Source organism: Geobacillus sp. 47C-IIb, assembly GCF_014679705.1.
GTDB lineage: Bacteria > Bacillota > Bacilli > Bacillales > Anoxybacillaceae > Geobacillus > Geobacillus thermodenitrificans.
In genome coordinates this window covers 432,948-446,845 of sequence record NZ_CP061473.1, presented here as the reverse complement: position 1 = coordinate 446,845, position 13,898 = coordinate 432,948, and the positions used below count along the sequence as shown (strand labels likewise).

Sequence of the window (13,898 nt, the reverse complement as noted above, 5' to 3'; positions counted from 1 at the left end):
GTTCCTGGATGGTTTAATCCCAGTAGTTAAAGATGATTTCTCCGATGGTTTTCGGTTTCCAGTAGGAAATTTGCTCCAATTCTGCACTGTTCAATCCCGATATCAAATTGGGGTGAATCGGAGCGTTTAGTTCGGCTGATTGCAATACTTGATAAAACGGAGAAAACTGCTCATCAATAACAGGATGGTCGATAAATTGGATGTTTCCACATTCAACTGTCGATGCAACAGCAAGGTAAGGATAATGGGCATTAAGCAATATATACAATGGATCATCGACCATCTGAACTTGCGCATAATAAAAATTGGCTGGATATTGCGAGCTTTTAAAATCAATGACCTTTCCACCGCTGCGAATGGCAACATCAAAACATAATTGCTTGAATGGTTTCCCATCTACTTGAGGAGGAGGGGGATCGACGTTTGCATGATAAAAGCCGGTTATTCCATTAGGGAGTTTCACTCTTGTTCATCGCCTTTCCACACTATATGAAAGCTACACGCACGTTGGCAGAAGATCGATCGTTTAGAGCCAATGATTTTTCACCATACCCTATACAAGAAACTTTGGGGATCGTTGGTTTTGTACGGTCTCTTGCGACAAAGTCTTCTGAATACTTGTTCTTAGGAAAATGATATGAGGAAAAGTATCCACTATCGATAATCTCTTTTAACAGAGACAATATTTAATAAGAAGGTTGACTACTTTATTATTCTTCTTTCTTCCCTCTAACAACGAAACCAGCAACAAAAATACTTCCAAATCCTATAATTCTCATAATGATATGACCTATATTGTTCATTTGATCAATGGTCAAGGAAGATAAAAAAGCCCAATCAGCATCAATATTATAGCAAAAATCCATCTCAACTGATTAGCCCTTCTTAGTTTTGTCTTTTATTAAGGCTGTGTATATTTTCACTTTGTCATTCCTTAATCGGTATTATTATATCCTATGAGAGTTTCAATAAATTTCGCTCAGTACTATTCAAAAGCAATAAGAGAGGACAAAAGAGCGAGCTGAATTTCTTATGATGAAAAACGAGTTGACTAACTCGTTTTTTTATTATATTCTGATCAGCTTCTCGCTTCAAAATGATTTATCCTCCAGTGTAAGTATAATTTCGAACGACTAGGTCATTAAATAAAGAAGAAGCACGATCGGCCGCCATAGACTTACAGCTTGGCGGCCGATGGCTTTTATGGGGGAGTTCATTTTTGGTCAGCCTAAACGCGGCGTTGTCATTCGTTTGGAGGGGCGAGCGAGGAAGTCAGCTTTGACGATTTGGGACGCAAGCAGCCGCGTGTTGGTTCGATGCATTCGAACCGCTTGTCTCCCGCTTTTTAGGATCGTGCCTCGCTTGACGAAGCTGTTGTTCGGATTCCTCCTGAATTGGTTTTCGAAATGATCGCCCGTTGGAAAGAAGGATATGATGTCGTTTATGCCCGGCGCGTGAAGCGAAAAGGAGAGACACGGTTTAAAAAATGGACCGCCTATATGTTTTATCGCGTATTGCGCTCGGTAATTGAATTTGACATTCCCTTCGATATCGGCGATTTTCGCTTGGTTGACCGGAAGGTGTGCGATCAGTTAGTCTATATGAAAGAGCGCAGCCGGTTTGTCCGCGGCAAGTTGGCGCGGCCTCCGGCAGACGGCGGTCGAATAGGAGAGAGCCGCGGCTGGTGAGACAAAGTACCCGCTCAAAAAAATGATTCGCTTTTCGCTCAATGGATCACGTCGTTTTCGTACAAACCGCTCAAGCTGGCGAACGGAACGTATTTGTGTTTTGGCAGTCGGTGGGAAGTGCCGTCGGCATGATGGTTGTCCTATAATGGTTTACGCATTCAACAGTTGCCGGTTGGGCGTCATTGTTGGTCGTGATGCCTCTTTGCAATGGGGTGATGATGACGATACTCGGCATCATCGGGGAATATATTGGGCGAATTGATGAAGAGGTGAAAGAGCGGCCACTTTATGTCATCAACGAAACATGAGGAGTCAGAACGAAATGCTTCGTACATTCCGTAAAGAAAAACAAACAGCATGGCGTTTTGCCGTTGTTGGGGCAAGCAATACGATCGTTGACTTTGTTGTCTTTTTTCTGCTCACTGCTGCAGGCGTTCCAGCGGCCGCTGCGCAAGTCGTTTCTTATGGCGCCGGGGTGATAAACAGCTACATTTGGAATCGGCGTTGGACGTTTCAAATGCGGCAAAAGGCGAATATCGGGGAGTTGTTCCGGTTTCTTGTTGTCAACGGCCTATCACTTGGTGTGTCGCTCGTTGTCTTGTTGGTGGCCGAACCGTTCGAGCCGCTTTGGTTCGCGAAAGGTGCGGCCACGATGGCTGGTATGGCGGTCAATTTCATCGGCAGTCGCTGTTGGGTGTTTGTGGAATCGACAAGCGAACGTTGACGGAAAGCGGAGCAAACGATCAAAACGATCCGGAAGCCATGTGCGGCCCGGATCGTTTTTTGTAGGAAAAACGCTGTTCATAGCTGCGAAAATCCATCAACGGTATGTCGGATCTTTTCGCGATGGTATACATCAAAAGGACGGGGAAGCGGATTGTTCCGCTTCCCGTCCCGGTCAAACCGTTCGGATTTGCCCCGTCCCGTATACGAGCGATTTCGTTGTGGTGATGGCAACAAGCCCCATCGGTCCGCGCGCGTGCAGTTTTTGCGTGCTGATTCCGATTTCCGCCCCGTAGCCGAACTGTTCGCCATCGGTGAAGCGGGTGGATGCGTTATGGTACAACACCGCCGCGTCGACCGCTTGGAAAAAGCGGCGGACATGCGCTTCGTTTTCCGTGATGATCGCTTCGGAATGTTTCGTTCCGTAGCGGTGGATATGTTGAATCGCTTCATCGACATCAGTGACGAGTTTGATCGCTAAAATCGGTGCCAAATATTCTGTATGCCAGTCTTCTTCCGCCGCTTCGCTGACGAACGGATAGGCGGCGGCAAGGCGTCGGTCGCCGCGAAGCTCAACACCGCGAGCATGAAGCGCCTCAAGCAGTTCGCCGACGTACGGCCACCGCTCATGAATGAGCACGGTTTCGATGGCGTTGCAGACGGATGGACGCTGCAATTTAGCGTTTAAGACGATATCGATCGCCATCGATCGCTCGGCCGATTCATCAACGAAAATATGGCAATTGCCAACACCGGTCTCAAGCACCGGTACGGTGGCGTTTTCGACGACCGAGCGAATGAGCCCCGCTCCGCCGCGCGGAATGAGGACATCGAGATAATCGTTTAGGCGGAACATGCGCTGGGCTGTTTCCCGGCTCGTGTCTTCGAGCAGCTCAATGGCTGTTTCCGGGATGGCCGTTGTGCGAAGCGCCTCTTTCATGACGCTGACAAGTGCTTTGTTGGAATGAAGCGCCGATGAGCTGCCGCGGAGCAGGACGGCGTTGCCTGTTTTCAGACAAAGGCTGACAGCGTCAACTGTCACGTTCGGGCGCGCTTCATATACCATACCGATCACCCCAAGCGGCACGCGCACTGTTTGGATGCGAAGGCCGTTTGGCCGCGTCCACTCCTCGATGATGTCTCCAACCGGATCCGGCAATGAGGCGACTTGGCGGACGCCGCTGATGATTTGATCGATCCGTTCATTCGTGAGCTGCAGCCGGTCAAGCAAAGCCGGTGACAGCCCTTGCGAGCGGCCGGCGGCCATATCCTTTTCGTTTTCCGCTAAAATGACGGCGCGTTTGCGGTCGATGGCTTTGGCAATCTGTTCTAATGCCGCGTTTTTTTCTTCTGTCGACAGCATGGCCAACGTTTGTGACGCCGTTTTCAACCGTTCGGCTTTTTCGAGCAATTCGTTCATCTTTTGACACGCTCCTTTCGCAAAGTGACCCAATTGTCGCGGTGGATGACTTCCGGGCGGTGAAGGTAAGAGTATTGCCGCGCTTCTTCGCTCGGCCGCCCTTTCACTTTTTTCAAATCGGCGGCGGCGTAATATACTTGACCGCGGCCGATGGTAACGCCTTTTTCGTTGATGACATCGACGACATCCATCGCATGAAAGTCGCCGGAAACCGCCGTGACGCCGGCCGGCAGCAAACTTTTCCCGCGGTCAAGCAGCGCTTCCTCGGCGCCGCTGTCCACAGTGATTGTGCCGGAAACGGGGGCGTGATAGGCGATCCATTGCTTGCGCATTTGCATCTGTTTCGGAAAAGGAACACCGATGTATGTACCGTCACCTTTTCCAGCTAAAATATCAGCCAGTTTTTCTTTGCCGCTTCCCGTGCCGATGAAGACGCTGACGCCGAAGGAGAGAGCTTTTTGCGCAGCTAACAGCTTTGAGCGCATGCCGCCGGTGCCGACAGTCGAGCCGCTGCCGCCGGCTGAGGCGAGCATCTCGCTCGTAATCTCTGGCAAAAAGGCGTATTTTTTCGCCTGCGGGTTCGTTTTCGGATTGGCGTCGTACAGCCCGTTAATGTCAGTGAGCAAAACGAGCGCATCGGCATGCAAGAAGCCTGCCACAAGCGCTGACAACATATCATTGTCGCCGAACGTCAACTCTTCGACGGAAACGGAGTCGTTTTCGTTAATGATCGGCACGGCGCCGTGTTCGAGTAATGTGGTGATCGTGGCAAACAAGTTGCGAAATCGCTCACGGCTGTAAAAATCGCTGCGCGTCAACAACAACTGGGCGGCGGTGAAGCCGAATTGGGCGAACTGTGCGCTGTACGCCTGCATCAATAAGCTTTGTCCGACGGCAGCAGCCGCCTGTTTGCCGGCGATCGTCGTCGGCCGCGTTGGGTAGCCTAACGGCCCGAAGCCGGCCGCAACTGCACCGGATGTGATGAGAATGATGTCATGGCCGAGCTGTTTCATATAAGCGATCGCTTGAACATGATCAAGCAGTTTATCATGGCAAAGGCCGCCTTTTGGATCGGTGAGTGAGCTGCTCCCGATTTTCACAACGACGCGCTGCCGTTTCATCGCATTCCCTCCTTTGGATTTTTTCTGTCGTCTATTCCACTGTCTCTTGACCACAACTGGGAAGAGGACAATAAAAAAACGCTTTTCCTCCTCTTTGAAAAGGACGGAAAAGCGTTCCGCGGTACCACCTTTTTTGGCGCACAAAGCGCCCACCTCTAGCCTGTAACGCAGGCATGCGGCTTATGTTTGCATAAGCGGCCGTCTAGGGCAGGTTCAACCGGCTTCCCGCGAGGAACCTTCCAGCCTATGGGTTCCACTCTCTGGCGCGTTCCCTCGGTTTACTAGTCCCGTGCCGTTCTCATTCGTCGATTGTCAAGGATAGGCTCAACAATTTTATAGTTTGTAAGAAATTATGCCCCTAAACGTTGTTGATGTCAAGGGGAGCAGCCTATTTTTACGTTGCCTTGCTCTAGACAAAACAATGAAAACGCATTCAGAATAAAGGTAATTGTCAATTTATTAAAAAAAGTGGTACAATACTAGCAACCTATTAATCTGAACGATGGAGGGACTCTTCATGAAAACACGGCGCAGCGACATGATTAAAAAAGGATTCGACCGCGCTCCGCACCGAAGTTTATTGCGGGCGGCTGGCGTGAAAGAAGAAGATTTTGACAAACCGTTTATTGCGGTGGTCAACTCATATATTGACATTATCCCTGGACACGTCCATTTACAAGAGTTTGGAAAAATCGTCAAGGAAGCGATCCGTGAAGCGGGTGGCGTGCCGTTTGAAATGAATACGATCGGCGTTGATGATGGCATCGCGATGGGGCATATCGGGATGCGCTATTCGCTTCCGAGCCGGGAAATTATCGCCGACTCGATTGAAACGGTTGTTTCCGCGCATTGGTTTGACGGTATGGTGTGCATTCCGAACTGCGACAAAATTACGCCAGGAATGATGATGGCAGCGATGCGGCTCAACATCCCGACGATTTTTGTCAGCGGCGGGCCGATGAAAGCCGGCGTAACGAAAGATGGGCGGAAAATTTCACTCTCGTCCGTGTTTGAAGGAGTCGGGGCGTATTTAGGCGGCTCGCTCGATGAGAAAGGACTGATGGAACTCGAACAGTACGGCTGTCCGACGTGCGGGTCGTGTTCGGGCATGTTCACGGCCAATTCGATGAACTGTTTGGCCGAAGCGCTCGGGCTCGCCTTACCAGGCAACGGGACGATTTTAGCGGTTGACCCGGCGCGTAAAGAGCTTGTCCGCGAATCGGCGAAACAGCTCATGTATTTGATCGAACATGATATTAAACCGCGCGACATTGTCACGGAAAAAGCAATCGATAACGCGTTCGCGCTCGATATGGCGCTTGGCGGCTCGACGAATACGGTACTACATACGTTGGCCATCGCCAACGAAGCCGGCATTGACTATTCGCTCGAGCGGATTAACGAAGTGGCGTCACGCGTGCCGCATTTAGCGAAGCTCGCTCCGGCATCGGATGTCCATTATATTGAAGACTTGCACGAAGCGGGCGGCGTCTCGGCGGTGCTCAATGAATTGTCGAAAAAAGAAGGCACACTCCATTTAGACACGCTCACTGTCACTGGTAAAACGCTTGGAGAAAACATTGCCGGCTGTGAAGTGAAAAACTATGATGTCATCCGGCCAATCGATAACCCGTATTCGGAAACGGGCGGGCTCACCATTTTGTTCGGCAACTTAGCACCGGACGGAGCGGTCATTAAAACCGGCGCGGTTCAAGGCGGCATCACGCGCCATAAAGGGCCAGCCATCGTCTTCGATTCGCAGGAAGAAGCGCTTGAAGGCATCGCCAGCGGCAAAATCAAGCCAGGCCATGTCGTCGTCATCCGTTACGAAGGGCCAAAAGGTGGCCCAGGCATGCCGGAAATGCTCGCGCCAACCTCACAAATTGTCGGCATGGGGCTCGGCACAAAAGTGGCGCTTGTCACTGACGGGCGGTTCTCCGGTGCTTCGCGCGGCTTGTCGATCGGGCACGTCTCTCCGGAGGCAGCAGAAGGCGGACCGATCGCGTTCATCGAAGACGGCGATATAATCGAAATCGACACGGTCAAGCGGACGATCAATGTCAAATTGTCTGACGAAGAGCTTGAACGGCGCAAAGCGAACTGGAAAGGCTTTGAGCCGAAAGTAAAAACCGGGTATCTCGCCCGCTACTCGAAGCACGTCACTTCAGCGAGCACAGGGGGGGTTATGAAGCTTTAAGGCAGCAGCGGCTTCCGATGAATGAGCGCCCTGCCGTAAAAGAGAAAGCCTGCCTGGACGAGTGAAAACAGGCAGGCTTTTTCATCATGATATATCGCCCTCGTTTGGTTGGATGGGAAGAAAAAGAGTAAACGAGGTTCCTTTTCCCCGTTGGCTTTTGACTTCGATGGTTCCGCCGTGAGCCTGCACAATTTGCTTCGCAATGTGGTGTATCCACCATTGTGAAGCGAGCGAAAAACCGTTTTTGTCGTCAAATCCTCACGAGGAAGCAAACACTTCTGTTCGATGTCTTGTCTGATGCGCGCTTATTTAGGTAAATATTCCATGAAGAGTGAGAGGAAATATAGCCATGGCTGCGACTTGGTAAAAAACGGGCGTCCCGAAAGAAAAACGGGGCGCTTTTTCTCATTCGACCTACATCACCAATCGATCTTGTTTTGCCTCGGAGGGACAGCTATCTGATCCCATTCCCCGTTCATACAAGAAAAATCATATTGACATTTTATAATATTCATACTATTTTAAAGTTAGGTGTGATATGTAATTTATATAACGTTAATATAACGTTATATATTTTTGTATCTTTGAAAACGCTTTATATTAAGGGGGAGTCAGGAAGGATGATTTTGCATGACATTGAGAGGGCCGAGCGCAGTGAGCTTGAAGGGCTCCAGCTCAGCCGGCTCCGGGCAACGGCGGAACGCGTGTATGAGCGGGTGCCATTTTATCGTGAGCGATTTGACGAAGCAGGAGTGAAACCTGAGGATATCCGGACATTGGATGATGTGCGCAGGCTGCCGTTTACGACAAAAAGCGATTTGCGCGCGCATTATCCGTTCGGTTTGCTAGCAGTTGATCTCACTCAATGCGTCCGTTTGCATGCGTCAAGCGGCACGAGTGGAAAACCGACCGTTGTCGCCTATACAAAGCGTGACATTGATCATTGGGCCGATATTGTAGCGCGGGCGTTGGCGATAGCTGGTGGAAAGCCGGGAGATGTCGTTCACAATGCGTACGGATACGGGTTATTTACCGGCGGGCTCGGGCTTCATTACGGCAGTGAGCGGCTCGGAGCGGTCACTGTTCCTGTTTCTGGCGGCAATACGGAACGGCAAATAATGATTATTGAAGATTTCCGCCCGACCATCATTTGCGGGACACCGTCCTATGTGTTGAACATTGCTGAGCGGATGAAAGAGTTGGGCAAAGATCCGCGGCAAACATCGCTGAAATACGGGATTTTTGGAGCGGAGCCGTGGTCGGAAGAGATGCGGCGCACGCTTGAAGAGACATTTGACATCAAAGCGTGCGACATTTATGGGTTAAGTGAAGTGATTGGCCCTGGGGTGGCTATGGAATGTCATGAAGCGCAAGATGGACTTCATATCGCCGAAGACCATTTCTTTGTCGAGGTCATTAATCCGAACACACTTGAACCGGTAGGGGAAGGGGAAGAAGGAGAGCTTGTCTTTACGAGTTTGACGAAAGAGGCGTTTCCAGTCATCCGCTATCGGACGGGCGATATTGCTTCGGTGACAAGGGAGCGATGTGCTTGCGGGCGAACAACGGTGCGCATGTCACGGGTGAAGGGACGTGTTGACGATATGATTATCATTCGTGGCGTCAATGTGTTCCCATCAGAAATTGAACACCATCTGCTTCGTGTTTCGGAACTGGCTCCGCACTATCAGCTACACCGGTTCCGCCACGGTCATTTGGAAGCGGTGGAGTTGCACGCGGAAGTGACAGATGATTTTTACAGCCAGATCGGCGGCGATTTACAAAGTGAGCAGGCCGTTGCGCTTGCTCGGCGAGTTCAATCGCTGTTGAAAACACACTGTCTCGTTTCGATTGGTGTTCGTCTCCATCCTCCGAAAACCCTCCCTCGTTCAGAAGGGAAAGCGGTGCGTGTCATCGACCGACGTAAGTTCGAAGCGAAACAATCCGTTTGAATTGAAAGAAAAGTAGAAAAAAAGATTGCAAAATTATATAACATTAAAATATAATAACGTTAGATAAACGTTATATGATTTTTAATTATATTTAATAGGGGGATGAATGATGGGGACGATCATGACGTTCACTCGTCTGTCTGAGGACGAGAAACATGAACTGTTCATGCGCCGCATCGAAGCGGGGGAGAAAATCGAAGCGGACGATTGGATGCCGGATGAATATCGGATGACGCTCATTAAACTCGTTGCGATGCATGCGGTTAGCGAAATTATGGGAGCGCTTCCGGAAAAGGAATGGGTGCCGAAAGCGCCGACATTGCGGCGAAAGCTAGGCATTATGGCTAAAGTGCAGGACGAAATGGGGCACGGCCAGCTGCTGATTCGGGTGGCGGAAGATTTGATGGCGCCGCTTGGCAAAACGCGGGAAGACATTATCCAAGATTTATTGAACGAGCGGCTGAAGTTCCATAACGTCTTCCATATGCCAGCGCCGACATGGGCGGATGCCGGGTTGATTGGCTGGCTTGTTGATGGAGCGGCGATTATGACGCAGACGAACATGCTTGATGCATCATATGGGCCGTACGCACGGGCGTTGAAGCGCATTTGTGCTGAGGAAGTGTTTCATGCCCAACACGGAGAATCGATCATTTTGGCGCTAGCTGAAGGAACGAAGGAGCAAAAAGACATGCTTCAAGAAGCGCTCAACCGTTGGTGGGAGGCACTTCTCATGTTTTTCGGTCCACCGACGGCAGAAACGACGGGAACATCCAAGCAGGATATTACGATCAAATACCGCATCCGTACAAAAACGAATGAACAATTGCGCCAAGACTACTTTACGAAATACGTGCCGCGCATTTGGGCGCTCGGATTGAAGCTTCCTGACGAGACGATGCATTTTGACAAAACGCAAGGGAAGTGGATTTACCGGCAACCGGATTGGGAGAAATTTAAAGAAATTATCCGCAACAACGGACCGAAATCGCAAGAACGGCTCGAGCTGCGAAGGATTGCGCATAAACAGAACGCGTGGGTGCGTGAAGCGCTCAGCGCTGTACGGACAGTTGGGTGAAAGGGGGATGACCGTGATGGGGAAAGAACAAGGCTTTTACCAAGTGTTCGAAGTGTTCAGCCGCAGAACACCAGAGGCCCCGCTTCAGCACCAGTTCAGTCTGCTCGCCCCGAACGAGGAGCTCGCCCTCGTGATGGCGCAAGAAAACTTTATGCGCCGCGAGCCAGTTGCCGACCTTTGGGTGGTGAAGCGGGATTATATCCGGCGGATCAATGAAGAGGAAAAAGTTGCGCTTAAGCGGCTTGACAACAAAGATTATCGGTTAACGAGGGGATATGGGGATTTGAAAAAGCGGTGGCGCAAATACGAGCAAAACGTGTTCGATGAGAAAGAAATTTTATCATGGAAAGGCGAGATTCGGCGATGAGCGAAAAATCGATGTATTTTCATCCCGATGGTCAGGAAGCGCTTGTTGAATTGTTGTTCCAGCTTGCAGATGATGATTTTTTACTTGCGTATCGCGGTTCAGAATGGCTTGGATTGGCACCGCATATTGAGGAAGATATTGCGTTTTCTTCGATCAATCAAGATACGATGGGCCATGCCGCCATGTATTATCAGCTGCTCGAGGAGTTTGGCCTTGGGACGGCTGATGAACTAGCACATGCCCGGCCGGCCACGGAGCGGCGTAACGCCGTGCTCCTTGAACTGCCGAACGGTCCGGGACATTATTTGCGCGAACCCCGCTATGACTGGGCGTTCACTGTCGTCCGCCAATATTTTTACACGCAAGCGAAGCACATCCGTCTCGAGTCACTGAGAAAAAGTGCGTACAAGCCGCTCGCGGAAGTGGCGGCGAAAGTCCAAGTCGAGCTTCACTATCATTTGCTTCATTGGCATACGTGGTTCGTCCAGTTGACAAATGCCCCTGGTGAAGCGCGGACGCGAATGATAAAAGCCATTCAAGACGTAGCCGCCGATTTTGCCGGTGTGTTGACGCTTGGGGCAAGAGGGGCGGAGATGGAGCGATGGGGACTGATCGAAGGGGAAGACGTATTAACGGAAAAAACGATCGCAGCGCTGGCGCCAGCGTTTGCCGAAGTAGGTCTGGAGTGGCCGATGCCGTTTGGTATGAAGCACGGTAACGGCCGCAACGGTGAGCATACGCCGGATTTGGATGACGCGTTGGCGACGCTGTCAGAAGTTTATCGCTCCGTTCCGCAAGCTATATGGTAAGCAGTTGCACTCTGTTTCGCAAAAGACGGTGCCGCCGCTTTCCTGCCCCCCTCGGGTTGGCAGCAAGCACAGCCGGCTGCATGAAAGGCGAAACGGCGCACAATGCCGCCCTTGGCAAGGGGCGGGAAGCATATAGGCAACCGAAACGTGAGAGGGAGAACCATGACAAACGAAGAGGTTTGGAGAGCGTTAGAAACGGTGAAAGATCCGGAAATCGATTCTGTCAGCATTGTTGACCTCGGCATGGTGGAACAAGTTGAGATTCGTGATGACATGGTCTCGATTCATTTGCTGCCGACGTTTCTTGGATGCCCGGCGCTTGACATCATTCGCTCACGGGTGGAGGAAGCGGTGAAGCAGGCGGGGGCACAAGCGGTGACGGTCGAATTTCTGCGCCATCCGCCCTGGACGTCCGACCGAATTAGCGAAGTGGGACGGGAGCGGTTAAAGCAGTTTGGCATTGCTCCGCCGCCGCGGCAAATGGAGCCGGGAGCTTGGCAAGTGGAATGCCCGTATTGTGGGGCGGAACGGACTGTCATGGAAAATCTATTTGGTCCGACAGCTTGCCGCAGCATTTTCTACTGTAGGCAATGCAAAAATCCGTTTGAAGCCATGAAGCCTGTACTGCCTTTAGCAATGGAATAGAAAGGGGATGGTGACGTTGTTTAAAATGATCGCCTTGTACAAACAGCCGAAAGATAAAGAGCAGTTTGATGCTCATTATTACAACACGCATGTGCCGCTGACGGAAAAAATCCCTGGCCTTCGAAAAATCAAGGTCACGAAAATTACAGGGACGCCGATGGGGACGGAAAGTGACTATTATTTGTTATGCGAAATGTATTACGACAACCAAGAGGCGTTCCAAGAGGCGATGAAAACAAAAGAAGCGAAAGCATCAGCAAAAGATGTCATGTCATTTGCCGGGGATCTTGTCACCTTTATGGTTGGTGAGGAAGTGGAACATGAGTGAGTTCGTTTCGATCGCTGTGCGCCAAGAGGGGCCGGTTGGCGTCATTGAACTCGCCCGTCCGAATGTATTGAATGCGCTCAGTCGCCAAATGGTGTCAGAAATTGTTGCGGCGGTCGAATCGTTCGATCGGGATGAAGAAGTGCGCGTCATCGTGCTCACCGGGCGTGGGCGGGCGTTCGCTGCTGGGGCGGATATTCAAGAGATGGCCAACGATGATCCGGTTCGGCTCGAGTGGTTGAACCAATTTGCGGATTGGGATCGCCTTTCGCTTGTAAAAACGCCGATGATCGCTGCCGTCAACGGCTTAGCGCTCGGCGGCGGATTCGAGCTGGCGTTGTCCTGTGATTTGATCATTGCCTCCGCCGCGGCGGAATTCGGTTTTCCAGAGGTTAACCTTGGCGTTATGCCAGGGGCGGGAGGTACGCAGCGGTTGACGAAGCTCATCGGACCGAAACAGGCGCTCGCGTGGTTATGGACGGGGGAGCGCTTATCGGCGAAAGAGGCGCATGCATTGGGTGTCGTCACCCGCGTTGTGAGTCCGGAACTGTTAATGGAAGAGACGATGCGGCTTGCCCGGCGCCTTGCCGAACAGCCGCCGCTAGCCCTTCGCCTTATCAAAGAAGCAGTGCAAAAAGCAGTAGACTATCCGCTCTATGAAGGCATGCAGTTTGAGCGGAAAAACTTCTACCTTTTGTTTGCTTCAGAAGACCAAAAAGAAGGAATGGCGGCGTTTCTTGAAAAACGAAAGCCGCAATTCCGTGGGAAATAAGGGGGGCGCCTCATGTACGAGACAATTCGATATGAAGTGGATGGCCAAGTTGCTTGGCTGACGCTCAACCGCCCGGAGCAGCTCAACTCTTTTACGGAACAAATGAACAAGGAAATGACAAAGGCGCTAAAACAGGCCGGAGCAGATCGTGATGTCCGTTGTGTGGTCATCACAGGCGCAGGACGGGCGTTTTGTGCTGGGGAAGATTTGAGCGGCGTAACGGAAGAGATGGATCATGGGGAAGTGCTGCGCACTCGATACGCACCGATGATGAAAGCGCTCCACAGCCTAGAAAAACCGGTTGTCGCCGCGGTGAATGGGGTAGCGGCCGGTGCGGGCATGAGCTTAGCGCTCGCGTGTGATTTCCGTCTTCTCTCGGAAAAAGCGAGTTTCGCCCCGGCATTTATCCATGTGGGACTTGTGCCGGATGCTGGTCACCTGTATTATTTGCCGCGCCTCATTGGGACGGCAAAGGCGCTTGAACTTGCTGTGCTTGGGGAAAAAGTAGCGGCTACGGAAGCCGTCGCGCTCGGACTAGCGACAACCGTCATTCCGCAAGATCGTTGGGAAGAGGAAGTGAGGCAGTTTGCCGAGCGATTGGCTGCTATGCCGACGAAGGCGATTGGACTTGTGAAACGGTTGCTTCACGAAAGTCAAGAAGCGACGTTTGACCGTTACCTCGAACGAGAAGCAGAATGCCAACGCATTGCTGGATTGACGGCAGACCACCGCGAAGGCGTCAAGGCGTTTTTTGAGAAACGGAAACCAATATTCCAGGGAAACTAAGCAAGGGGGAAGAAA

15 protein-coding genes and 1 pseudogene are annotated in these 13,898 nt (G+C 51.2%); 11 read left to right on the top strand and 5 right to left on the bottom strand.

The genetic code is table 11. The features are described 5' to 3' along the window. Window positions 1–13 precede the first annotated feature (13 nt). On the bottom strand, window positions 14–463 hold the full coding sequence (locus IC804_RS02125; RefSeq protein ID WP_081157574.1) for a hypothetical protein: 450 nt from the start codon (window positions 461–463) through the stop codon (window positions 14–16). A 247-nt stretch (window positions 464–710) separates the two neighbouring features. After that, window positions 711–866, bottom strand: a complete 156-nt coding sequence (locus IC804_RS02120; RefSeq protein WP_011887604.1) for a hypothetical protein — start codon at window positions 864–866, stop codon at window positions 711–713. Window positions 867–1,379: 513 nt separating this feature from the next. On the opposite strand from IC804_RS02120, the pseudogene IC804_RS18405 reads away from it, so the two are divergent. Further along, window positions 1,380–1,996: pseudogene (locus IC804_RS18405) on the top strand (glycosyltransferase); the annotation flags it as partial. Window positions 1,997–2,010: 14 nt separating this feature from the next. Further along, the gene (locus IC804_RS02110; RefSeq protein ID WP_008880593.1) at window positions 2,011–2,412 is read left to right on the top strand and encodes a GtrA family protein; all 402 of its coding nucleotides are present in this window, start codon (window positions 2,011–2,013) and stop codon (window positions 2,410–2,412) included. A 174-nt stretch (window positions 2,413–2,586) separates the two neighbouring features. Here IC804_RS02110 and IC804_RS02105 read toward each other — a convergent pair whose 3' ends face one another. Together IC804_RS02105 and proB are read right to left on the bottom strand one after the other, a co-directional pair. Then, window positions 2,587–3,831 carry a glutamate-5-semialdehyde dehydrogenase gene (locus IC804_RS02105; protein WP_081157454.1) on the bottom strand — a complete coding sequence of 415 codons (1,245 nt, stop codon included), beginning with the start codon at window positions 3,829–3,831 and terminating at the stop codon, window positions 2,587–2,589. Continuing rightward, window positions 3,828–4,952, bottom strand: a complete 1,125-nt coding sequence (gene proB / locus IC804_RS02100; protein WP_008880595.1) for a glutamate 5-kinase — start codon at window positions 4,950–4,952, stop codon at window positions 3,828–3,830. Before proB ends, IC804_RS02105 begins: the two co-directional genes overlap by 4 nt. 517 nt (window positions 4,953–5,469) lie before the next feature. Between proB and ilvD the strand changes: the two genes are divergently transcribed. Then, window positions 5,470–7,149: a dihydroxy-acid dehydratase gene (gene ilvD, locus IC804_RS02095; protein WP_008880596.1), complete on the top strand. Its 1,680-nt coding sequence runs from the start codon at window positions 5,470–5,472 to the stop codon at window positions 7,147–7,149. Window positions 7,150–7,233: 84 nt separating this feature from the next. On the opposite strand, the gene IC804_RS18990 is transcribed toward ilvD, so the two are convergent. Beyond that, window positions 7,234–7,338: a hypothetical protein gene (locus tag IC804_RS18990; protein ID WP_370543781.1), complete on the bottom strand. Its 105-nt coding sequence runs from the start codon at window positions 7,336–7,338 to the stop codon at window positions 7,234–7,236. A 431-nt stretch (window positions 7,339–7,769) separates the two neighbouring features. Here IC804_RS18990 and paaK point away from each other — a divergent pair, with 431 nt between their 5' ends. From paaK to IC804_RS02055, 8 genes are all read left to right on the top strand, one after another. Next, window positions 7,770–9,101 carry a phenylacetate--CoA ligase PaaK gene (paaK, locus tag IC804_RS02090; RefSeq protein ID WP_008880597.1) on the top strand — a complete coding sequence of 444 codons (1,332 nt, stop codon included), beginning with the start codon at window positions 7,770–7,772 and terminating at the stop codon, window positions 9,099–9,101. 109 nt (window positions 9,102–9,210) lie between these two features. Then, window positions 9,211–10,179 (top strand): 1,2-phenylacetyl-CoA epoxidase subunit PaaA, encoded by a 969-nt coding sequence (gene paaA, locus IC804_RS02085; RefSeq protein ID WP_029761796.1) that lies wholly within the window; start codon window positions 9,211–9,213, stop codon window positions 10,177–10,179. 7 nt (window positions 10,180–10,186) lie between these two features. After that, window positions 10,187–10,546, top strand: coding sequence for a 1,2-phenylacetyl-CoA epoxidase subunit PaaB (paaB, locus tag IC804_RS02080; RefSeq protein ID WP_011887598.1), 360 nt, complete (start codon window positions 10,187–10,189; stop codon window positions 10,544–10,546). After that, on the top strand, window positions 10,522–11,355 hold the full coding sequence (gene paaC / locus IC804_RS02075; protein ID WP_011887597.1) for a 1,2-phenylacetyl-CoA epoxidase subunit PaaC: 834 nt from the start codon (window positions 10,522–10,524) through the stop codon (window positions 11,353–11,355). The genes paaB and paaC overlap by 25 nt, the downstream gene beginning before the upstream one ends. A gap of 162 nt (window positions 11,356–11,517) precedes the next feature. Further along, entirely contained in the window at window positions 11,518–12,000 is a 483-nt protein-coding gene (gene paaD, locus IC804_RS02070; protein ID WP_008880601.1) for a 1,2-phenylacetyl-CoA epoxidase subunit PaaD, read from the top strand. A gap of 16 nt (window positions 12,001–12,016) precedes the next feature. Further along, a complete protein-coding gene (locus tag IC804_RS02065) occupies window positions 12,017–12,328 on the top strand; it encodes an EthD family reductase (RefSeq protein WP_029761798.1) in 312 nt (103 codons plus the stop codon). Then, window positions 12,321–13,097: an enoyl-CoA hydratase/isomerase family protein gene (locus tag IC804_RS02060; protein ID WP_011887594.1), complete on the top strand. Its 777-nt coding sequence runs from the start codon at window positions 12,321–12,323 to the stop codon at window positions 13,095–13,097. Before IC804_RS02065 ends, IC804_RS02060 begins: the two co-directional genes overlap by 8 nt. 12 nt (window positions 13,098–13,109) lie before the next feature. Continuing rightward, window positions 13,110–13,883, top strand: coding sequence for an enoyl-CoA hydratase-related protein (locus IC804_RS02055; protein WP_029761799.1), 774 nt, complete (start codon window positions 13,110–13,112; stop codon window positions 13,881–13,883). Window positions 13,884–13,898 lie beyond the last annotated feature (15 nt).